Here is a 22,511-nt window from a genome sequence, read left to right on the forward strand (position 1 = left end):
CTACAAATTTTTATAAATTTTGGCTAATTCAAATTAAATTTTATTTAATAAAAAACGGGCTAAAGCCCGTTTCTATTCAGATTTTTAAAAACTAATTCGCAACGTCTGAAATAAACTTAATTCTGAGCATTCTTACTTCATCATCAGACAAATCATCACCAAATTCTGCTAAAATGACTTTCATAGAATCGCTTTCAGATTCATTCATAAAATCCATAAATTCTTCTACGATATCTTCGTCAAAATTCTCGTCTATATAATAATCAATATTCAACTTAGTACCTTGATATACAATAGATTCCATTTCAGAAAGCAATTCATCCATCGTTAAATTTTTTGCTTTGGCGATATCTTCTAAATCTATTTTTTTATCGGTATTTTGTATGATAAAAACTTTATGAGATGACTTGTTGGCTACGGTTTTTAGCACCATATCTTGAGTTCTCTCAATATCGTTTTCTTCTACATATTTGGCAATAAAATCGGCAAATTCTTTACCGTATTTTTTGGCTTTACCTTCACCTACTCCATAGACTTTAGCTATTTCTTCTACAGTAATCGGATATTGCACCGTCATGTCTTCTAAACTAGGGTCCATAAAAACGGTGTAAGGAGGAATTCCGTGTTTTTTGGCCACTTTTTTCCTTAATTCCTTTAATTGTCCGAATAGATTTTGGTCTAGTCCACCACCCGCTTGTACCTGCACTTGTTCTGCATCTGCGATAGCTGCTAAATCAAATTCTCTATCTTCGGCAATCATAAATTCAGATTTATCTTTTCCTGCTAAGAAATTTTTGGCTTTTTCTGAAAGTTTCAGTACACCATATGTTTCTATATCTTTTGTTAAGAAATTCTGAACAGTAGCTTGTCTTATGATTGATTTCCAATAATTATCACTTTCTGATTTACCCACTCCGAAATGCTTAGAATTTTCTAATTTATACGCTTTGGTAGTAGCAGATTCTTTACCAGAAATCACAGAAATTAAATCTTTGGTCCTGAATTTTTCTTCTAAATCCTTTACAATTTCTAAGACTTTTTTCAGGTCTTTGGAAGCATCTTTCAGTTTTGGTGGATTTACAGAATTATCATCCATTTTAGCACCATCTCCATTAATTGGGTCAAATTCTTCTCCGAAATAATATAATAAATACTGTCTTCTGCTCATAGAAGTTTCTGCATAGCCTACCACTTCATTTAGAAGTTGAAGACCAATTTCACGTTCAGAAACTGGTTTTTGAGCTAAGAATTTTTCTAATTTTTCTATATCTTTTGGGTCATAAAAAGCTAGACATATGCCTTCTCCTCCGTCTCTGCCCGCTCTACCAGTTTCTTGATAATAACTTTCAAGAGATTTTGGGATGTCATAATGGATTACAAATCTTACGTCAGGCTTATCAATTCCCATTCCGAAGGCAATTGTAGCCACGATAACATCTGCTTCTTCCATCAAGAATTTGTCTTGATTGGCTACTCTAGTTTTTTGGTCTAAACCAGCGTGGTAAGGCAATGCATTAATCCCGTTCACCTGTAGCAGTTGAGAAAATTCTTCTACCTTTCTGCGGCTAAGGCAATAGATAATTCCAGATTTTCCTTTGTGCTGATTGATAAATTTTACAATTTCTTTATCAACATTTACTTTTGGGCGAATTTCGTAGTAAAGATTAGGTCTATTAAAGCTGTCTTTAAAAACCATTGCATTGTTCATTCCCAAAGTTTTTTGAATATCATCTTGTACTTTTGGAGTTGCAGTTGCAGTCAATGCAATAACTGGCACTTTTGCAATTTTATCAATAATAAGCTTTAGGTTTCTATATTCTGGACGGAAATCATGCCCCCATTCAGAAATACAGTGTGCCTCATCTATCGCCACGAAAGAAATTTTAATTTCTTTCAAAAAATTAAGATATTCTTCTTTTACCAAACTTTCTGGCGCTACATAAAGCAACTTGGTTTTTCCACTTTTTATATCATCAAAAACTTGTTTGGTCTGTGTTTTATTTAGAGAAGAGTTCAGCACGTGACCTACTCCTTCTTCAGCAGAAATACCATTGATGGCATCTACTTGATTTTTCATCAAAGCAATTAATGGGGAAACGACAATGGCGGTTCCTTCAGAAATTAAAGCAGGCAATTGATAACATAGAGACTTGCCACCACCTGTTGGCATCAATACAAAAACATCATTCCCTTCTAATAATGTAGAAATAATCTGCTCTTGTCTGCCCTTAAAATTTGAAAATCCAAAGTATTTTTTTAGGGCTATAGTTAAATCTTCGTGTTTAGGCTTCATCTTTTAGTGTAAGTTTTACTAAATTTGCATCTTACCAAAGATAAGATTTTTTAATGATATCTGAAAATATTTAAAATATTTAAAATATATTTTTTTATGATTCAAAAGTAAGAAATAATGGTACTTTACTGCAATTATATAGATTTTTTTAAGAAAACTTTAATATTTTAAAACCTATCTTAATAAATATTATCTTTAACAAATTTAAAAAAAATTGATAAAATTTTAAAAAAAATATAAAAGTGACCAATATAATAGAACTTGCAAAAAATGCGATTTCAGTAGAAATTTCAGAATTAGTTTCTCTGAAAGAGCGAATAGACGAACGTTTCGAAAATGTAGTGAATGAAATATATAAAGCTACAGGAAAATTAATTGTAGTAGGCATAGGAAAATCTGCTCATGTGGGAAATAAAATTGTAGCAACTTTAAATTCCACTGGCACACCGTCTCAGTTTTTACATGCTGCAGAGGCTATACATGGTGATTTAGGAGTTATCCAAAAAAATGATGTGGTTTTGTGTATTTCTAATTCTGGAAATTCACCAGAAATCACTTATCTATTGCCTTTTCTAAAAGATTATTCTAATGCTTTGATTGGGATGACGGGCAATTTAAAATCTAAATTAGCAGAGGCTTCGGATATTATTCTAGATTCTTCAGTAAGAGTAGAAGCTTGCCCAAATAAGTTAGCACCAACAAGTTCTACCACTGTACAAATGGCTATAGGAGATGCTTTGGCAGTTTGCTTAATGGAACTTAGAAATTTTAAAGACCAAGATTTTGCAAAATTCCATCCTGGTGGAAATTTGGGTAAAAATCTCACAGCAAAAGTAGAGCAATTTGTTTCAGAACAGAGACCAGTTGTTGATATCAATTCTAGTATAAAAGATGTTATTGTATCTATATCTGGTTCTAAACACGGGATTACTGTAGTTACTGAAAATGATAAAATAGTAGGGGTAATTACCGATGGAGATTTAAGAAGAATGCTCTTAAAAACCGATAATATCGGTGGAATTATCGCCAATGACATTATGTCTAAAAACCCTAAAACTATAGAAAAAGACACTCTAGCAAAAGCAGCAATGACTATTTTGAAACAAAATAATATAGGTCAATTAATAGTTACTGAAGGTGGAAATTATTTTGGAATTATCGATTTGCATAAATTGCTTGATGAAGGAATAAATTGATAAAAATGATATTAATTGTTTCAAAAATACTAAACTCGAAAACTCGGAACTAAAATAAATATGTCAGAAGAAAAAGAAATGTCCTTTTTAGGACACATTGGCGAACTAAGAGCGCATTTGGTACGTTCTATTATTGCCATTATCATTGGTGCTTTAATTGTTGGTTTTAATATCAATTGGATAATGGACCATGTGTTTTTCGCACCTACAAAAAATGATTTTGTCACATTTAGAGTAATCAATCATTATTCACAAGAGTTTTTTGGACATCAGAGTTTTACCATTCCTGATACATTCAAGGTACAACAAAAAAAACTCCTTCAACAGTTTGACGTGATGATGTCTGTCTCTATTTTTGGAGGTATGGTTTTGGCATTTCCGTACATTATTTGGGAATTATGGAGATTTATAAGTCCTGCTCTTCATCCAAAAGAGAGAAAAAACTCAACTTTTGTAATCAATTTTGTTTGGATTTTATTCATGCTTGGGGTTTTGGTAGGTTATTTTCTTATTTTACCATTAGCCATTAATTTTGGACTTTTATTCAGTATATCCAACTCTATCACGCAATTATTCGATTTATCAGATTATACTACACTTTTTTTACAAGTGGTTTTAGGCATGGGCGTTGTTTTTCTATTTCCGGTTTTGGTATATTTTTTAACAGTAATAGGAATTTTGACTCCACAATTTTTAAAAACCTACAGAAGACATGCCATTGTAGTGATTATGGTAGTTGCAGCTATTGTTACTCCTGCAGATGTTTTCAGTATGTTGGCTGCAGCTTTTCCGTTACTTATTTTGTATGAATTTAGTGTGATGATGAGCATCTACGTATACAAAAAAACACAAAAAGAAGAACAAAAAGCTTTGGCTAAAAACAAATAAGTAAATGAAATTTCTAGATAAAAAATTTACACAGGAAACCTTGAAATTGGCACTTCCGGTGATGCTTACGCAGGTAGGACAAGTTTCTGTAAACTTGTTCGACAATATTATTGTAGGCAAACTTCTTGGCGCAAAAGCTTTGGCTTCTGTTTCGCTGGGCAATGCTATTTTCTTTTCTGTATTTATCTTTGGATTAGGATTTTCATTAGCAATTCCACCTTTGGTTTCAGAAGCTCACTCACAACACCAACATGATAAAATCAATTCCGTTTTCAGACATGGTTTTGTAGTCAATCTTAGCGTTGGACTTATTTTAGTTGGACTTATTTTCGGATTAATTCCATTTTTGCCTCATCTTGGTCAACCCAAAGAAATTTTACCAGACACCATTACTTTTCTAAGTATTGTAACGCTGAGTATCATACCTTTTATGATGTTTCAAACCATGAGAGAAGTTTCTGAAGGACTTTCTTACACCATAGGAGTTACCAAAGCCACAATTATTGCGAATGTAATTAATATTATTCTTAATTATATTTTCATTAAAATATTTTCTTGGGGAGTAGCAGGTTCTGCTTGGGCAACTTTTATTGCAAGAATTTGCATGTTGGTTTTCTTGTATTATGTCTTAGTAAAAGAAAGCAAAACAAGAAGGTATGTAAAAGAATTTAGTCTAAAATTAAGCCTTTTCAGCAAAGATATTTTTGAAAAATTAATCAGACTAGGTTTCCCAACTGCACTTCAGTTATTCTTTGAAGTGACAGCTTTTGCTGGTGCAGCGTTTATCTGTGGATTAATATCTGCTAGAGATATTGCAGCCCATCAAATTGCGCTTTCTATGGCTAGCTTTACCTTTAATCTTTGTGTAGGATTCAGCGTAGCATCTACCGTGATGATTGGACGAAAACTAGGCGAAAAAGACTTTGTAAGTCTAGAAAAAGTAGGTTTCAATAATCTAAAAATAGCATTCATTTTTATGTTGATGTGTGGCATTTTCTTCATCTTAGGAAGAGATATTTTACCAACATTTTTCACTAAAAAAGAAGATTTAGATGTAGTGAAATTAGCTTCTAAACTCATGATTATTGCAGCATTATTTCAACTTTCAGACGGAATACAAGTTACAGCTTTGGGTTGCCTCAGAGGAATTCAAGATGTTAAAATTCCTTCAATTCTCACCTTTATTGCTTATTGGGTTATAACCATTCCGCTAGGATACTATCTCACTGTAGTTCTAAAAATGGGAGCGTTTGGGATGTGGATTGCACTAGGAATAGGCCTTACTATTTCTGCCGTTCTTTTGGTTCTAAGATTCAAAAATTTATCAGAAAGAAAAATAAAACAAAATACATAAAAAAGCCCTGAAAAATTTCAGGACTTTTTTTATTAATTAAAAAGTATATCTTAAACCAAAACTAAATCTACCTGGCTCAAATCCTTTTTTAATCTGCATGGTATTATAAAAACCTGGCTCTTTTTGATATAATCTTGGTCTCCAATCCGCAAAAAAACTTATAGGAAAATCTACCAACTCAAATTCAGCACCTGCAGTACCTACAATGTTGAAAGTTTTTAGTTTTTCTGGATGACCACCTGTAATGTACGAAGGACCAGCACCAAGATAAAATGCCAAACCATCAGTTTGCTCACTTACGGTGTATACAAACTGAGGAATTAGTTGTACTACCGTATATCCGCCACCATAATTTCCACCGAATTCTATTCCTATAAATCTTGTAGGCTGCCATTTAGCACTTACCCCAACTAATGATTCTCCTACACCAGTATCTACTTGACCTCCAATAGCAAAGTCATACAATTGAGCTTTTGACAAATTACAGCTTAGAAATAGAATTGCCAAAAAACTCAAACCACTAATAATTTTTTTCATTTTCTAAATTTTCAATTCCAAAAATAACAATATTTTTCTTTAATAATATGAAATTATTTATAAATCTTCAATTTTTTCGTCTGTGAATAAATAAGTGTCATCTTTCTTTCCATTTATCTCATAAGACCTAAACTCTATTTTTTCTTTAGATAATATTTTATAAACGTAAATATCGAGAGCATCTGCTTTTTTGTGGTATTCAAAAAACTTACCGTCGTTAGTCCACCAATTTCCATTTTCTGTATGCTGATTGACATTTCCAAACTTATCCATTGTTACGAAAAGTAATAAACTTCTACCATCTTCCAGCCTACAACTTACCCAATACTTGGTAATTCCTTCGTACTGTTGGTCTTTTTCCGTTCCTTTCCAACAGCCTTGAATATTAGTATCAAACTCTTTTTTGCCTATATAGTCTTGAGAATAGCTCAAAACTGATGCAATCATCATTACTGCAATAAATAAATTTTTCATGGTTTCTTGTGTTTTTTGTGTTCATATAATATTTTTTAAAATTTGAATTCTAATTTTACATTAAAAAATCTACCGGTCAATCTTACTGGCACAGGATATATGTTGCTAGAATTAACATCCGTAACCCACTGATTAGCAATTGTATTATTAATATTAAAAGCATTGAAAATCTGTACTCCTAGTGCTAATTCCTTAAATTTTCCCCAGAAATTTCCAGATGCTTTATTGTCTTTTTGGTCTATAAAAACTTTGGTCAATCCTATGTCTACTCTTTTGTAGCTTGGTAAATTCTTTTGGTAAACATATCTACTTGCAATGTTTGGTAAACCCGTGTTAGAATCAATCACAATAGGACTTCCTGATGGCAAACCATTGGCAAAAACCAACATTAAATTGACCTTCATGGTTGGAAATTTCGGCATAAAATCTTGATAAAACATCGAAATTCTAAATCGTTGGTCTGTAGGTCTTGCAATATAGCCCATACCATCAATATTTTCTTTGGTTCTGGCATAACTTGCAGAAATCCAAGAATCTACACCTGGTACAAACTCCCCGAAAAGCCTAGCATCTACTCCGTAAGCGTAACCTTCAGAATTGTTATCACCTGCATATCTTATTCTCACATTATCAAGATAATACGGGATTAGATTATTCATTTTTTTGTAATACAATTCGGTCGTTAATTTAAAAGGTCTATCTACCATTTTGAATTCATAATCATTAGCTGCAATAAATTGTATTGATTTTTGAGCTTTGATATCACTATTAAAACTTCCGTCTAAATCTTTAATTTCTTTGTAAAATGGAGCTTGATAATATATTCCTCCTGAAAACCTGAAAAGCATATCTGCTTCCCAATCTGGTTTAATGGCAAATTGCACTCTTGGAGAAATTAAAGTTTCGTTATTAAAATCCCAGTGCTGTGCTCTCATCCCAGCATTTACAAAAACTCTACTTTCGCCCCAATAAAATTTCTTAGAAAACTGAGCGTAACCAGAAATTCTGGTCGGATTAATGTCATTATTCCCTGTAATTAGATATCTCAATTTTAACTGAGAAGCATCTAAAATCCCTGGTATTGTATTATTTCTAGGTACACTGTATCCCAAAGAATCTACCAATTGCCATTCATTAGTTAAGTCTTTAAGTTTCTCTTTTTCATATTTTACTCCCAATTCAAAATCCGTATTGGCATCTGGAGAATATTTAGCTCTTAACTGAGTTCCATAAACTCTTGCTAATAAATCATTTCTAGCGTGATCTATCTGTCCGCCAGCATCATAAGTTGCCACAGGATCACCAGTTGTCGGGTCAAAAGCTTGCAATAAATAACCAGAGGCAATGCTATAATACTCTCTTTCTCTATTTTGATAAGCAAAATTATCAAGCGTAAAAGTCAGTTTTTTGTTTGGTTTAAAGATAATAGAAGCTGTACCCATCATATTTTTATACTGGTCATCTTCTCTACCTTCATAGCCAACATATAATTTTATAGGTTGCCGAATAGTCCCAAAATCTACTTCCTTAAACTTGGGAACCATTTCGTAATCATTTTTTGCCCAATATCCTAAGAATGAAATCGCCCATTTATCATTAAATTGATAATTAATATACGACTGAAAATCAAAATATTGAGGATTGAAATCTGTATCTTCATTTAATGTATTGAGTACTAAATTGGTATTTCTGTACCTTCCAGAAAACAAAGCGCTCAATTTTTTATTTTTAGAAGCAAAACCAGTAGAAAGTCTTCCTCCTATTAAACTGGCTTCACCTGAAAGTTCAAATTTGGTGGGCTGTCTATAATAAATATTAAGCGCAGAACTCATTTTATCACCATATTTCGCTTCGAAACCACCTGCTGAGAAACTAATTGTAGAAACCATATCTGGATTTACCACGCTCATTCCTTCTTGCAAAGAATTTCTTATTAAAAAAGGCCTATAAAGCTCAATATCATTAATATAAATTAAGTTTTCATCATAATTACCTCCTCTCACCATGTATTGCGAAGAAAGTTCTGTATTAGAATTAACCGAAGGTAGAGACTTCACCAAACCTTCTACTCCGCCAGAAAGCGAAGCCAAAACCTGAGCTTGTTTTGGAGATATTTCTAAAGAAGTAAGATCAGTAATTTTAGGTTTTCCTTTTCCTCGGAAAATTACTTCCTGAATATCTTTTGTCTTTACAGAAGAAACAAATTTTACATTTAAGTACTGATATTTCTGTTTTGGATTAATTTTTTTTTGAAAACTGGTAAAAGTTTCTTTTTCTGCGGTTAAAGTTTGTTCTGTTTCAGCTAAAGGAATTTTCACAAAACCTTCGGCATTGGTTTTATAAGATTTTGAATTATAAGATACATTAACATCAGAAACGGCATTACCGTTTTCGTCTAAAATCTTAAGATTGATTTGAGAAAAAACTAAAATAGGAAATAGGACAATTAAAAATAAAGCGAACTTTTTCAAAAGGTTAAATTTTAATGTATAAATTTAAGAAATTTAACGAAATTTTAAAAGTTTTATTTCAAATAAAAAAACCAAGCAAATTGCTTGGTTCTTGTTTTATAATATTGCTTCTCTTACTCTGGTTAATTTTCCTAGCAAATCATCTAATAAATCTAATTTTAGCATATTGGCACCATCTGATTTTGCACATGACGGATCTGGATGCGTTTCTATAAAAATACCATCTGCACCTACTGCTATACCAGCTTTGGCAATGGTCTCTATCAACTCTGGTCTTCCGCCAGTAACACCAGAATTTTGGTTGGGCTGTTGCAGAGAATGGGTTACATCTAGAATTACCGGAGCATAATTTCTCATGGTAGGAATTCCTCTGAAATCTACTACCAAATCTGTATAACCGAAAGAATTTCCTCTTTCTATAATTGCCATATTTTCATTGCCACTGTCTAAGATTTTTTGCACCGCAAATTTCATAGATTCGGGAGAAAGAAATTGCCCTTTTTTCAGGGTTACTGCTTTGCCTGTCTTTGCTGCTGCAACCAATAAATCTGTCTGGCGCACCAAAAATGCTGGAATTTGCAAGACATCTATACCATAAGAAGCAGCCAATTCTGCGTGCTCATTTTCGTGAATATCTGTAGTAGTAGGAATATTAAAAGTTTCACCTACTTTTTTTATAATTTCCAGTGCTTTTTCGTCACCAATCCCTGTAAAACTATCTACTCTACTTCTGTTTGCTTTTTTGAAACTTCCTTTAAAAATATATGGAATTTGGTATTTATCTGAAAGTTGCACTATTTTTTCGGCAATCTGTAGAGCCATTTCTTCTCCTTCTATGGCACAAGGACCAGCAATTAAAAAGAAATTCTGAGAATTTTTGTGATGAATTTTTGAAAGTGATTGAATCATTATTTATTTTTTATTGTTGATTTCGTTTTGTATTTGGTCTATATATTTTTTGTGTGCTGGTGGAACATTTTTAATTTCAGTATGATAAACATTCAACCATTTTTTGGTATTTTCTATATCTTTACTATTGTACAAAGATAAGATGTAATTTAGTAAAGATTCACTTTTAAAATTTTCGTTGGTGTATTTTTTTAAATTTTTATTGAAAAACTCTTCAACTTCTGCATTTTTCTTCATATTTACCAATGCATATACAGATTCTTTTAAAATTAAATCGTCTGTAAAATTGTTTTTAGCTGCTTCTAATGCAAATTTATAGGCATCATAATATTTCCTCAGAGCATTAAACCCAAAAATCACTTCGAAATACAATTTAGAGGGTCTATAATCTGCATTATATAATTTATTTAATTTCTCTAGAGCTAATAATGAAAAACCACTACCATTTAAAAAACTGGCTCTTTTAAAGATTTTTTCATTTTCAGAATCATTGGTCTGATAATTCTGAAGCCAATCAGGAATTTTATTAAGACTCATCTGTTTTATCCTATCATCTGATAATACAGCTACTTTTAGCATCATATTTTTTATCCTCATCTTGATAGAACTCTTTTGCTTATTCGGATTAGGAATTACAGAAAAAACATTGTTTTTCACTTCAAAATTGTCTCCTATTTCTAAAGTATAACCAGCAGCATTATCAAAATAAACAAAACCTGAAAGAAAATTTTTGTCGGATTCTTTAGGAGGTAGTACAATCCACTTATTCTCTGCTAGATAAATAGGAGTGTCAAATTTCAAATCACTGGTAACATTCAATTGTGCATTTAATTTGGTAAAAACCACCAAAACAAAAAGGAAAATTAGTTTTTTCATAGTATAGTTTATAAGGTAATAAAATTACAAAAAAACTTACTACTTTTCTAAGATTTAACAATTTTTTCTATTCAGAAACACCTGATTCTATTTTAGTTACAAACTCTTCTGGGTTTTCTGGTGACACCATATAGATTTTACCAGTCTTGGTTTCTATTTTTACTTTGTGAAAAACATTGGTTACATACCACACATCATTACCATTATAATAACCAAAATGCCCAAAAACACCGCCCACACCTAAAGTTCTGATATTGAGCCCAATGTTAGGATTGACTTCTATCTTTTTAATATCCTGAAAAGGAATTTTAATATTTACAAAATTATTTTTAACAATGATTGTATTTTGTTCGATAAAAAGCTTTGGTATCATCATGTAACTAGTAATAAAAGCCAAAGACATAATAAGACTTACAAGAAACAGCGCAACTCTGGGCGCGCCAGTTTTAAACATTATAAATGGGACTGCCACAGCAAAAACCACAAAAAATGTGGTCATCAGACCTGTTCTTTTATCCATTTTAGAAGTTAAATTTTTCATTCTATAAAAATAAAAAATTCCGCTTATAAAATTACAAGCGGAATTAGTATATTTCAGATTTTTAGATTAAAATTTGATAATAGAAGCCATTTTTTCGTTTTCTTCCATTACGAGTTCGTCATCTACTAAGATTTTACCAGAATGCTCATCAATAATGATTTTTTTACGTTGAGCAATCTCCATCTGTTTTTGTGGAGGAATGGTAAAGAAAGAACCTTTAGGAGCACCTCTTTCTAGTCCTACTACAGCTAATCCGTTGATAGAATTGGTTCTAATTCTTTTGTAAGAAGCCAATAATCTTTCGTCTATTTTATCAGCAAATTCTTTAGATTTTTCTAATAGATAATCTTCTTCTTTTTGCGTTTCTGCAATTAAAGCATCTAGTTCATCTTTTTTGAAACCAAGGTGAGATTGTAACTCACTTATCTTAGCTTTTAATTCGTCTAACAACTCATTTTTGTGAGCTATTTTAGCATTAAATTCTTTAATTCTTTTCTCAGCAAGTTGAATTTCTAATTCTTGAAATTCAATTTCTTTAGCCAAAGCTTCAAATTCTTTATTATTTCTAACGTTATCTTGTTGAGATTTGTACTTCTCCATCAAAGATTTAGAATGAGTAATCGCTTCTTTCTTGTTAGAAATTTCGCTTTGTAAATCTTTAATTTCGTTTTCGAATTTAGAAGCTCTCTTATTAAGTCCTTCTACTTCAATTTCTAAATCTTCTACCTCAATCGGTAATTCTCCTCTTGTATTGCGGATTTCGTCTAATCTAGAATCAATAATCTGAAGATCATAAAGAGCTCTTAGTTTTTCTTCAACAGAAATTTCGTTTGTCTTAGTTGCCATATCTTTAAAAGAAATAATTTACAGGGTTTGTTTTTTCTGTGGATTTTAAGAATGCAAAGGTAGGAAATTTTTCCGATAAAATCTCAACTATTTGCTCAGTAACAAACTGTTCTGACTCAAAATGCCCAATATCACAGATTAAAATCTTATTTTCTGACTGAAAAAAATCGTGATATTTCACATCACCAGTCAAATAAGCATCACATCCTGAAGCTTTTGCCGCCGAAATTCCGCTTGCTCCACTTCCGCCAAGCACAGCTACTTTTTTTATTTTTTTATTCAAAAATTCAGAATGTCGAATCACTTCTAAATCAAATTTTTCTTTCACCAATTTCAAGAAATCCTTTTCTTCCATCTCGTTTTCTAACTCACCATATCTTCCTAAACCAACATACTGATTTTCATTCTCTAAAGAATAAATTTGATACGCCACTTCTTCATAAGGATGCGCCAATTTCATTGCAGAAAGAATTCTATTCTTTTTAAATTTTTCAAAAATCACAGAAATCATCACTTCATCTGCATTTTGTCTCACATTTTGCGTTCCCGAAAACGGATTTGAGCCTTCCATTGGTCTGAAAGTTCCGTTTCCTTTGACAGTAAAACTGCATTCGTCATAGAAACCAATATTACCAGCACCAGCTTCAAACAAAGCATTTTTCACCTTTTCTGAAAATTCTGCAGGAACATAAACCACCAATTGCAAAAGATTGTCTGATTTTGGCATCAAAATATGTTGATTTTTTAAGCCTAATTCATTGCAAATTCTGTAATTTACCCCGAAATAATCATTATCAAACGCAGTATGAATCGCATAAATTGCGATTTTATTTTCAATGGCTTTCAGAATTGCTTTTTCCACATAATTTTTTCCTGTAATCGATTTTAACCCCGAAAAAATAATCGGGTGAAACGTTACAATCACGTTGCATTTTTTAGTAATTGCTTCATCTACCACATTTTCCAACGCATCGTGACACACCAAAACTCCCGAAACTTCACGTTCAGGATTTCCGCAGAGCAAACCTACATTATCAAAATCTTCGGCTTGTTTTATGGAAAATATTTTGTCTAATTCTGTGGTGAATTGTTTGATTTTCATTGATTTTATAACTAAATTTTCTAATTATTACAAAATTGCAGCCCGACTTGAGTGGAAATCCTTTTTTTGCATTGGCAAAAAAAGTTGGCAAAAAAAAGATTGACTTCGTCGAACCACTTCGTTAGGTTTGGGAACGAAAGGCGGAAATTGCTGCCCAAATTATTCATCTTCTAAACAACCTTTCGTCAAAGTTAAAGTTTTCTATTTTAACAATCTTAATTTGGTTAAAATTTTTATGCCTCGGATTTACCAAATAATTAAATTCACCTTGCACTGCAGCAGAAGGTACTTTGAAAACCAAATGTTTATGCTCTTTCAGAAATTTGTCACCAATCATTTGCGTAGAATTACTGTGAGGAAAACTTTGCCAATCTTTTGGCAATCGCTTAATTTCTAAAAAATCTTCGTCAGGAATTTCGATGTGAATCAGTTGATAATCTTTCGGTAAAATCCCTAGTGGAACGTGCACTGCAATCTCGGTAACACACAACGCAATACTTTGTGAAGTGTACAACATTGCATTTCCCTTGCTATTCCATCTTCCGCCAACCAACTCTGCACCTTTGCCCGATAAATCATTCGCAAATTGCTCCTTAGAAAGTCTATAAACAATCATAAAGCCGTAATTTACGCTAAAACACCGTGCTCTATTCTGGTGAGCTCATCCATCAATAACTGAATACCAAAAGAAGTTCTAAGTAAATCCAAAGGTAAAATATCTCCTAAAGCCAAATTACTGGTTTCTAACCATTTTGTAAAATTCTCTCTATCCCCAAAAACCTCTTCGCCTTTGCTGTAAAGAATCTCTATTTGTAAAATACGCTCAGATTGTAAAGCATCAAAAGTTTTTGATTCTTTTTGGTAACGTGACAAAGTCTTATTAGAAATATGTAAAAAATCTGCCCAATTCTGAAGTGAAAAACTATATTTTTTAATGATATTTTCAAAAGAAGCAAATGAAATCCCTCTATTTATAGAATCTATAATAGAAAATACACCTCTATCATCTACAGAAGTATATACCGCAGAAGTGTGATAAACAGCCATTTGCTCTTCTACTTTGTGAAGTACAGCCTCTCTTTCTGGGAATGTTTTACTCTTTTTCATCTTATAAATTTTTTACAAATATAAGACTTTTGTCCATATAAAAAAGACTTTTGTCTATTTTTTTTAAAATATCTCAAAAAAAAGAACGCGCCTATTGGCGCGTTCCTACAAAATATTTGTGTAAAATTATTTTACTTTCACCAATTCTACATCGAAGATTAACCAAGCATTTGGCGGGATAACACCACCAGCTCCTCTTGCTCCGTAACCTAATTCTGACGGAATTAAGAAAGTAGCGGTTTCACCTTCTTTTAAAAGCATTATTCCTTCGTCCCAACCTTTGATTACTTGACCAACTCCAACTGCAAATTCAATAGGCTCTCCTCTTTTAAATGAATTATCAAATTCTTGTCCGTTGGTTAATTTACCTGCATAATGTACTGCAACCACATCACCAGCCTTCGGAGCTTTCCCTTCTGGATTAGATTTTGAAATTTTATATAAAAGACCAGAAGCAGTTTTAGTCATTCCAGCTTTTAATTCTTCTAATTTCTTAGCAGCCTCAGCTTCTTGCTTAGCAATATAAGCTTTATTATTTTCTTGAATTTTACCTTTTCCTTCATTGAAGATTTTAGCAGCATCATACTTTTCGTAAGCATCACCTTTGGTAAAAACAGTAACTTTAACTATTTTTATTTCTTCTTTTGGTCTGTCTTGAGCGCCAGTTTCAGAATTAGCAATAGCATCAATCACTTCTAAACCTTTCACTACTTTACCGAAAACAGTATGTCTACCATCTAACCAAGGAGTAGGAACTTCAGTAATAAAAAACTGAGAGCCATTGGTATTAGGACCAGAATTTGCCATAGAAAGATAGCCTTTACCCTCGTGTTTAAGGTTATTCTTCTCGTCATCAAATTTATAACCTGGGTCACCCATTCCTGTACCTTGAGGGTCACCGCCTTGAATCATAAAATTCTTAATCACTCTGTGAAAAACTATCCCATCATAATAAGGAACTCCTTTTGCTTTTGCTTTATTTTCTATGGTACCTTGAGCTAAGCCCACAAAATTAGCTACTGTTACAGGCGCCTCTTTATCAAAAAATTGGATGATTAATTCACCTTTAGAGGTTTCCATTTTTGCATATACACCGTCTTGAAGTCCGTTGTAAAAATCTTTGTCTATGTTCATTTTTTTATAAATTGGAGTACAACTCGTTATTGAAATTATTGCTAACACTAATAAAATTAATCTCTTCATATAGTTTTTATAAAATTTTCAGTTTAATAATCAAAGGCATATCATTAGGGATCTTTTCATCGTCGCCATAAGTTCCGAAAGCTAAAACCGATGGCACCAAAAGTATAGCTTCTTCCCCTTGTTTCAGAGACCTTACCGCATCATCTATGGCTTTCAACTCTTCAAATTTACCTAATTGTGCGTCTATTATTTTGATAGGCTCATTATACAACTTTTCTTGGTTAAAATCATACAAATCATACTGGTAAGAAACCCAATCTCCATCTTTTTTCTTGTCTCTTTGTTCTAAATTATCAATATTTATCCAATAGTTTAGTCCAGTTGCGAAGAATTTTTCGTCTTGTTGATTAATCCAATCTTGAATTTGATTTCTTTCCATCAAATTAAGATTTTTAGCTCTATTTTTAGAAACTTGTAAATCTTTTTCGCTTAGGATACCGCCAACTGGCGGATGGACTTGTGTGTTTTTAGCACAAGACACCAATACGATAATTAAAAAAACAAAAGCCTTTTTCATACAGACTGCGAAAGTAATAAATCTTAGAAAATAAAACGAAAAAACCGAGAAAAACTTTTCTCGGCTTTGTAAAATTTATTGTTTTTTTATACAGTTTCTAATATGTGTTTTTCTACTTTTACTCTCCATCCGAAAGGATCTTCTGATTGATTAGTCTGTATATCTACTAAATTCTTTTTGAGTGAAATAGCAAAACTCTCTTCATCTGAAAGAATTGGCAAAACTAATTTTTCATCTTTGTAGCCCAAAGCTTTAAAAGCAGTAGTAACCACAGCAGTTCCTACGCCCCAAACTTCTTTCAACTCACCATTTTTGTGAGCTTCTACTACTTTTGCTACTTCTATAGGTTCTACTTTTATATCAATTCCTCTTTTTTTAGCCAATTGTATAAAACTATCTCTAGTAACTCCGTCTAGAATTTTATCAGAAGTTGGTGGAGTGTAAATGGTATCATTAATTCTAACAAAAACATTCATTGTTCCACTTTCTTCGAAATATTCGTGGGTGGCATCATCAGTCCATATAATTTGTTCGTAGCCTTCTTCATTAGCTAATTTAGTTGGATAAAATGCGGCTGCGTAATTACCTGCAGCTTTAGCATTACCTACTCCACCACTAGCAGCTCTAGAATAGTAATCAGATATTTTCACAGAAACAGGCTCTGTATAATAACTCTGAACAGGAGTCGCAACAATGGCAAACATATACTTATTAGAAATTCTAGCTTTCAGCGCTTCTTCAGTTGCAAAAATCAATGGTCTTAAATAAAGCGATTTACCTTCACCATAAGGAATCCAAGCTCTATCTACATCTACCAAAGCTTTTAGCCCATCAATGAACATTTCTTCGGTAATTTCTGGCATTGCCAGTCTTTTGGCAGACTTATTAATTCTTTCAAAGTTTTTCTCAGGACGGAAAAGATACACTTCACCATCTTTGTCTTTGTAAGCCTTCATCCCTTCAAAACAAGCTTGTCCATAATTTACCCCCATCATAGCAGGAGTAAAAGGAAGTGGACCGTAAGGCATCAGTTTTACATCTCCCCATTTTCCGTTCTCATATTCACAAATTATCATATGGTCTATGAATGCAGCACCGAAGCCTATATTATTTGGGTCAAAATCCCCAATTCTTGAGTTTGAAGTTTTTTGAATTATCATTTTTAAAATTTTATTTGATTTTCTACAAATTTAATATAATTTTTTTAATATCAAAATTTTAGTTTATTTTTGAAAAAAAATACTTTGAAAAGAGAAATAAAGACCACATTAGATGGAAGCAAAACATTGTTTATCAATGAATTAAATGAAGGATACCATTCTCACAATGGTGCGCTTCAAGAAGCCGAACATGTATTTATAAAAAACGGAATAAATAATATCAAAAATTATGAAATCAATATTTTAGAACTAGGTTTTGGCACAGGATTGAATGCTTTGGTTACAATTAATGAATATTTGAAAAATGATAAAAGTCATAAAATCAATTACTTCACTTTAGAAAAATATCCAGTCACAGAAGGAGAAATCGTCGAGCTTTCTTATGTAAAGCATTTTAATTTTGAAAATTCTGAAAAAATCTACCATGAAATTCACACTTTAGAATGGGGAAAAACACATTCGATTTTGCCTAATTTTTCTTTTACTAAATTTGAGTGTGATTTTTTTAATTTAGAAAATCTAGATTTACCACCAATAGATTTGGTTTATTATGATTGTTTTGGGGCTAAAGTACAACCAGATCTTTGGGAAAAACCTCTTTTTGAGATGGTCAAAAACAAAATGCGAATTGGTGGCTTGTTGACCACCTATTCATCTAAAGGTAGTGTAAGAAGAATTTTGAAAGAATTAAATTTTGAAGTCACTAAATTAGAAGGACCAAAAGGAAAAAGAGAAATGATTAATGCGGTTTTGCTAAATGAAGGATGTTAGATGCTGGGTGTTTTGAATGTTAGATACTGATAAATAAGTGTCTTAAATTTTAAAAATTATAATATGATAGATAAAATAAACATAAGGGTTTACGCCATTTTCTTAAATGAAAAGAATGAATTAATGGCACTAGACGAAGGATATGCTGGCGAAAAACTAGTCAAATTACCTGGTGGTGGATTAGAATTCGGAGAGGGAACTTTAGAATGCCTCCACCGCGAATTTGCTGAAGAACTTAATCTAAAAATAGAAGTCTTAGAGCATTTTTATACTCAAGAAGATTTTTTAGTTTCTAGATTTAGAGAAAATGAACAGTTACTCACCATCTATTACACTGTAAATATCCTCAATTTAGATGACTTAAAAATTCTAGATGATAGCATAGAAAAAGTAAAATGGATTTCCCTACACGAAGAAAACCCATTGCCTTTACCTATTGATAAAATTGTATTTAAGAAATTGAAAGAAAAACTATTGTAATATTTCATTCAATACTTTAGCTAATCTAAGGCCACCTTTTAGAAGTTGGTCTTCCATAATACCAGAAAACTTGTAGTTATAATCATAACTATAATTTCCATTGATAGGTGTTTGACTATAGATTTTAGCAGCTTTATTATAGCTTTCAAAAAGCCAATCTTCTAAAGTTCCTGATTGTATTTTCTTTACCTCTTCTTTAGATTTATTGTCTAAAACGGTAGCATACTCTGTGTAAGAATACTTTTGAAAATCTACCAATTTGGTATCCCAAAGGCTATGCAGATTGGTATTTTCTTTAAAAAAAGTAAGTGGCACTAGATTTCCTCCTTGGTCTTCTGCTCTGCCCACGTGAAATGGCTGGTGCAAATCACCCAACAGATGAATTAAGAAAATCACTGCAACTTCTTTATCTGCCTTAGACGAGTTTTTATCTTTAATGATTGTTTCTTGCTTTTGGACGGCAGAATATAGATTAGGAACAGTCATTTGTTTTAGTTCTTTCTCAAAATCAGGAAAGCTAAGTTTGGGTGTTACATTTACGTAATGCCAAATTTCTGTTTCCTTGTATCTTTTCAGGGAATCAGACTTTACAAAATCTGGCCAATTGGCATAAAAGGCTAGCTTTTGGTCTCCTAAGATTTTTCTAAGTTTTCTTTTAGATTTATTGGTAAGATGATTCTCCGCTATTTCTGCAATGGTTCTGTGCCCCGTAGTTCCCCATGAGTAGGCTTCTGCAGACTGCAAAACAAAGGCAAAAACTAAAATTCTGAATAAAAATTTCATAAATAGATATCTGTTGTTATTTTTTAATTTTAAAATCTCTGTAACCTTCATATGGCTGTAAGTAACCCAAATTCCAGTTAGATTGAAGCAGAGATTCTACGAAAGCGTCTTCTCTAATAGCATATGGGTCGTAAGGTTGTTTGATATCTACATCCGCCAAATTCCCTTTTACATTCCACCAGAAAGCACTCCAACCGCCACGAAATTCTCTTATGATTTCGTAAACGGTTTTCCCGGTAGCTCTGTTCATTAACTTAGCAAAAATTCTACCTTCAGTAGTGGTTAAGTCTCTTAATTGTTTTTCGTATTGATTGGCCAATTCTTCTTGTCTTTTTCTGATATAAACTTTTCTTTTATCAGAATCTATTTTTTCAAGTTCGTCTTCTATATCTCTATACTGTTCTAGAGCGGTAATGAAATAAGGATACACTCTATTGAGTTTTTTATTGAGGAAATAATAGAAATTTCTATCGAGTTGATTGTTAAAGTGTGGCTTATTCATGAGGATAAGTTCATCCATCACCACTACTTTTTCCCCGTTTATTTCGTAGATTCTAGCTTTTTGCCTTTCGTCATAGTAATAGATATTACCGAATTCATCTTTTTTGAGTTTCTCTTTTGGGACATCTTTTAATGCTTTAAGGTCTACTTTTATAGAATCCGTTTGAGCATTTAGACTAAATCCGATGAACAAAAGAGCAATTATGAATGTGTTTCTAAATTTCATTATTCAAAAGAAAATTAAATTGACTAATTTTACCACAAAAATCGTTCCTTTATATGAAATTTGAAAGTAAATCCTTAAAATTTTTAGAAAAATACCTAAATACTGCTTCACCAACTGGTTATGAGCAGAACGGACAGAAAGTTTGGACAGAGTACATCACCCCATTTGTAGATGAAGTAAGAGTAGACCACTATGGTACTGCGTACGGAATCATCAACCCAGAAGCAGATTTCAAGGTGGTTATAGAAGCCCATGCCGATGAAATTTCTTGGTATGTCAATTACATTACAGATGATGGCCTTATCTACGTTATCAGAAACGGTGGTTCAGACCAATTGATCGCTCCATCTAAAGTAGTACATATTCACGGGGAAAAAGGTATTGTAAAAGGAGTATTTGGTTGGCCAGCCATCCATACAAGAGTCAATCAAAATGAGCCTACTCCTAAGATAGAAAACATTTTCATAGATTGTGGTTGCACCACCAAAGAAGAAGTAGAAAACCTAGGAATCTATGTAGGTTGTATGATTACTTATCCTGATGAATTCTTTGAAATGAATGACCGCTATTTCGTTTGTAGGGCGCTAGACAATAGAATGGGTGGCTTTATGATAGCCGAGGTCGCTAGACTTTTGAAAGAGAATAAGAAAAAGTTACCTTTTGGATTGTACATTACCAATTCTGTACAAGAGGAAGTTGGGCTGTATGGTGCCACCATGATTGCACAAACCATAAAACCCAACATAGCTATCGTAACAGACGTTACCCACGACACTACTACCCCAATGATTGAGAAAAAGAAAGAAGGTCATATGAAGTGTGGAGACGGCCCTGTGATTGCTTACGCGCCTTCTGTACACCACATCATCAGAGAACTTATCACAGAGACGGCTAAGAAAAAGAAAATCCCTTTCCAAAGGAATGCGCTGAGCAGAGCTACTGGTACCGATACAGATTCTTTTGCGTTTTCTAATGGTGGTGTTCCTTCTGCATTGATTTCGTTGCCGTTAAGATATATGCATACTACGGTAGAAATGGTAGCTAAGGATGATGTAGCCCATGTTATTAAACTCATCTACGAGACACTACTCAAAATAAAACCAGAGATGAACCTGAAGTATTTCTAAGAGCTAAACCTCTATAATGGCAGACTTACATACGAGATAAGATGCTAGCAAACTATACTTTAGCCCCTATTAAGAGACCCAAGTGGTCTCTTTCTTTTTTGTTACTATCCCCTATTCTGTTTGGTTGGGGTTTTTCTGATATACCCATTCTTTACCCTTGGCTTTTATAGGACTATTAGTTGACTTAGACTTTAGTTTGACTTTCCTTATCTATACTATAACTATACTACAACTATACTACAACCCTTCTTTTGATGTGACTCTAATTAGCCTTTGAGATGGGGCGATGGTTGATGAGTGATGAGTGATGAATGATGAGGTGTTGGTTGCGAGGTTCGAGGTTCGAGGTACGGGATACGGGATTCTTGATGCAAGGTGATGAGGTTGAGGTTAAGGTTAAGGTTAAGGTTAAGGTTAAGGTTGAGGTTAAGGTTGAGGTTGAGGTTGAGAGTGATGAGGTAAGTGATGAATGATGAATGATAAATGATAAATGATGAGGTGTTGGTTGATGAAGTGATGAAGTACTAGGGGCAATTGGAAAAATAAAAATCAATTCTTAAATTTGGAATCAAAACCAAATAGATGAATTATTCGTGTAAAGCAATAGTACACAAAGGTAAACCAAGAATTGCAGTTTATTTCGAAAAAACGCAATACCATGCTTTCATTAATCTACAGTTGTGGACTTAGAAGAAGTGAATTGCTCAATTTAAAACCCAAAGACATCGATTCTAACAGAAATATAGTCATCATAAGACAATCTAAAGGAAATAAAGATAGAATTACCCCACTTTATCGCAAAATGCTAGAATTATTAAGAAACTATTACAAAATGTATAAGCCCCAAATATGGCTATTTGAAGGACAAACTAAAGGTGAAAAATATTCTGAATACAGTTTACAAAGTGTTTTAAAACAAGCATTACAAAAGGCAGAAATTCAAAAACCAGTAACACTGCATTGGTTGAGGCATAGCTATGCCACCCATTTATTAGAAAACGGAACAGATTTGCGATACATACAAGAATTATTAGGACACAATAGAAGCAAGACTACTGAAATATATACCCATGTAAGCACAAAAAATTTGCAACAAATCAAGAGCCCTTTTGATGATTTGTAATTATTTTTTTTATATTTGAATATTAA

General features: G+C 32.6%; 23 protein-coding genes. 7 read left to right on the forward strand and 16 right to left on the reverse strand.

The annotated features are described in order from the left end of the window. Positions 1–91: 91 nt before the first annotated feature. Positions 92–2,293, reverse strand: coding sequence for a DNA helicase RecQ (recQ, locus tag IEW40_RS02745; protein WP_188616550.1), 2,202 nt, complete (start codon positions 2,291–2,293; stop codon positions 92–94). Positions 2,294–2,529: 236 nt separating this feature from the next. Here recQ and IEW40_RS02750 point away from each other — a divergent pair, with 236 nt between their 5' ends. Genes IEW40_RS02750 through IEW40_RS02760 form a run of 3 tightly spaced genes read left to right on the forward strand, consistent with a single transcriptional unit; the run spans position 2,530 to position 5,731 of the window. Beyond that, complete coding sequence (locus IEW40_RS02750; protein WP_188616791.1) at positions 2,530–3,489, forward strand: KpsF/GutQ family sugar-phosphate isomerase; 960 nt, start codon at positions 2,530–2,532, stop codon at positions 3,487–3,489. Positions 3,490–3,549: 60 nt separating this feature from the next. Further along, positions 3,550–4,377, forward strand: coding sequence for a twin-arginine translocase subunit TatC (tatC, locus tag IEW40_RS02755; RefSeq protein ID WP_188616551.1), 828 nt, complete (start codon positions 3,550–3,552; stop codon positions 4,375–4,377). Positions 4,378–4,381: 4 nt separating this feature from the next. Beyond that, complete coding sequence (locus IEW40_RS02760) at positions 4,382–5,731, forward strand: MATE family efflux transporter (protein WP_188616552.1); 1,350 nt, start codon at positions 4,382–4,384, stop codon at positions 5,729–5,731. 36 nt (positions 5,732–5,767) lie between these two features. On the opposite strand, the gene IEW40_RS02765 is transcribed toward IEW40_RS02760, so the two are convergent. The 13 genes from IEW40_RS02765 to IEW40_RS02825 all read right to left on the reverse strand — a co-directional run bounded on the left by IEW40_RS02765 (position 5,768) and on the right by IEW40_RS02825 (position 17,474). After that, entirely contained in the window at positions 5,768–6,268 is a 501-nt protein-coding gene (locus tag IEW40_RS02765) for a hypothetical protein (protein ID WP_188616553.1), read from the reverse strand. Between the two features lie 57 nt (positions 6,269–6,325). Further along, positions 6,326–6,742: a hypothetical protein gene (locus IEW40_RS02770; RefSeq protein ID WP_188616554.1), complete on the reverse strand. Its 417-nt coding sequence runs from the start codon at positions 6,740–6,742 to the stop codon at positions 6,326–6,328. A gap of 35 nt (positions 6,743–6,777) precedes the next feature. Beyond that, the gene (locus tag IEW40_RS02775) at positions 6,778–8,985 is read right to left on the reverse strand and encodes a TonB-dependent receptor plug domain-containing protein (protein ID WP_229663369.1); all 2,208 of its coding nucleotides are present in this window, start codon (positions 8,983–8,985) and stop codon (positions 6,778–6,780) included. Between the two features lie 324 nt (positions 8,986–9,309). Beyond that, complete coding sequence (gene kdsA, locus IEW40_RS02780; RefSeq protein ID WP_188616556.1) at positions 9,310–10,122, reverse strand: 3-deoxy-8-phosphooctulonate synthase; 813 nt, start codon at positions 10,120–10,122, stop codon at positions 9,310–9,312. A gap of 3 nt (positions 10,123–10,125) precedes the next feature. Beyond that, the gene (locus IEW40_RS02785; RefSeq protein ID WP_188616557.1) at positions 10,126–10,998 is read right to left on the reverse strand and encodes a hypothetical protein; all 873 of its coding nucleotides are present in this window, start codon (positions 10,996–10,998) and stop codon (positions 10,126–10,128) included. A gap of 67 nt (positions 10,999–11,065) precedes the next feature. Further along, positions 11,066–11,539 carry a PH domain-containing protein gene (locus tag IEW40_RS02790; protein ID WP_188616558.1) on the reverse strand — a complete coding sequence of 158 codons (474 nt, stop codon included), beginning with the start codon at positions 11,537–11,539 and terminating at the stop codon, positions 11,066–11,068. A 66-nt stretch (positions 11,540–11,605) separates the two neighbouring features. Then, the gene (locus tag IEW40_RS02795) at positions 11,606–12,385 is read right to left on the reverse strand and encodes a zinc ribbon domain-containing protein (RefSeq protein ID WP_188616559.1); all 780 of its coding nucleotides are present in this window, start codon (positions 12,383–12,385) and stop codon (positions 11,606–11,608) included. A gap of 4 nt (positions 12,386–12,389) precedes the next feature. Then, positions 12,390–13,487 (reverse strand): Nif3-like dinuclear metal center hexameric protein, encoded by a 1,098-nt coding sequence (locus IEW40_RS02800; RefSeq protein WP_188616560.1) that lies wholly within the window; start codon positions 13,485–13,487, stop codon positions 12,390–12,392. A gap of 163 nt (positions 13,488–13,650) precedes the next feature. Next, positions 13,651–14,103 carry an RES family NAD+ phosphorylase gene (locus IEW40_RS02805; protein ID WP_188616561.1) on the reverse strand — a complete coding sequence of 151 codons (453 nt, stop codon included), beginning with the start codon at positions 14,101–14,103 and terminating at the stop codon, positions 13,651–13,653. 11 nt (positions 14,104–14,114) lie between these two features. Continuing rightward, the gene (locus IEW40_RS02810; RefSeq protein WP_229663351.1) at positions 14,115–14,594 is read right to left on the reverse strand and encodes an Xre family toxin-antitoxin system antitoxin; all 480 of its coding nucleotides are present in this window, start codon (positions 14,592–14,594) and stop codon (positions 14,115–14,117) included. A gap of 126 nt (positions 14,595–14,720) precedes the next feature. Beyond that, positions 14,721–15,728: a peptidylprolyl isomerase gene (locus IEW40_RS02815; protein ID WP_229663352.1), complete on the reverse strand. Its 1,008-nt coding sequence runs from the start codon at positions 15,726–15,728 to the stop codon at positions 14,721–14,723. A 76-nt stretch (positions 15,729–15,804) separates the two neighbouring features. Next, on the reverse strand, positions 15,805–16,314 hold the full coding sequence (locus tag IEW40_RS02820) for an FKBP-type peptidyl-prolyl cis-trans isomerase (RefSeq protein ID WP_188616563.1): 510 nt from the start codon (positions 16,312–16,314) through the stop codon (positions 15,805–15,807). Between the two features lie 86 nt (positions 16,315–16,400). Then, positions 16,401–17,474 (reverse strand): branched-chain amino acid aminotransferase, encoded by a 1,074-nt coding sequence (locus IEW40_RS02825; RefSeq protein ID WP_188616564.1) that lies wholly within the window; start codon positions 17,472–17,474, stop codon positions 16,401–16,403. 84 nt (positions 17,475–17,558) lie between these two features. Here IEW40_RS02825 and mnmC2 point away from each other — a divergent pair, with 84 nt between their 5' ends. Both mnmC2 and IEW40_RS02835 read left to right on the forward strand, forming a co-directional pair. Beyond that, a complete protein-coding gene (mnmC2, locus tag IEW40_RS02830; RefSeq protein WP_188616565.1) occupies positions 17,559–18,245 on the forward strand; it encodes a tRNA (5-methylaminomethyl-2-thiouridine)(34)-methyltransferase MnmC2 in 687 nt (228 codons plus the stop codon). Between the two features lie 63 nt (positions 18,246–18,308). Beyond that, positions 18,309–18,725: an NUDIX hydrolase gene (locus tag IEW40_RS02835; RefSeq protein WP_188616566.1), complete on the forward strand. Its 417-nt coding sequence runs from the start codon at positions 18,309–18,311 to the stop codon at positions 18,723–18,725. Here the strand turns inward: IEW40_RS02835 and IEW40_RS02840 are convergent. Continuing rightward, entirely contained in the window at positions 18,717–19,508 is a 792-nt protein-coding gene (locus IEW40_RS02840) for a S1/P1 nuclease (RefSeq protein WP_188616567.1), read from the reverse strand. The two genes, IEW40_RS02835 and IEW40_RS02840, sit on opposite strands and share 9 nt — an antisense overlap. A 16-nt stretch (positions 19,509–19,524) precedes the next feature. After that, positions 19,525–20,235 carry a DUF4294 domain-containing protein gene (locus IEW40_RS02845; protein WP_188616568.1) on the reverse strand — a complete coding sequence of 237 codons (711 nt, stop codon included), beginning with the start codon at positions 20,233–20,235 and terminating at the stop codon, positions 19,525–19,527. Positions 20,236–20,288: 53 nt separating this feature from the next. Between IEW40_RS02845 and IEW40_RS02850 the strand changes: the two genes are divergently transcribed. Continuing rightward, positions 20,289–21,362, forward strand: a complete 1,074-nt coding sequence (locus IEW40_RS02850; RefSeq protein ID WP_188616569.1) for a M28 family peptidase — start codon at positions 20,289–20,291, stop codon at positions 21,360–21,362. A 628-nt stretch (positions 21,363–21,990) separates the two neighbouring features. After that, positions 21,991–22,485 (forward strand): tyrosine-type recombinase/integrase, encoded by a 495-nt coding sequence (locus IEW40_RS02855; RefSeq protein ID WP_262891236.1) that lies wholly within the window; start codon positions 21,991–21,993, stop codon positions 22,483–22,485. The last annotated feature ends 26 nt before the right edge of the window (positions 22,486–22,511 follow it).

Origin of the sequence: Cloacibacterium rupense (assembly GCF_014645495.1) — a bacterium.
Classification (GTDB): domain Bacteria; phylum Bacteroidota; class Bacteroidia; order Flavobacteriales; family Weeksellaceae; genus Cloacibacterium; species Cloacibacterium rupense.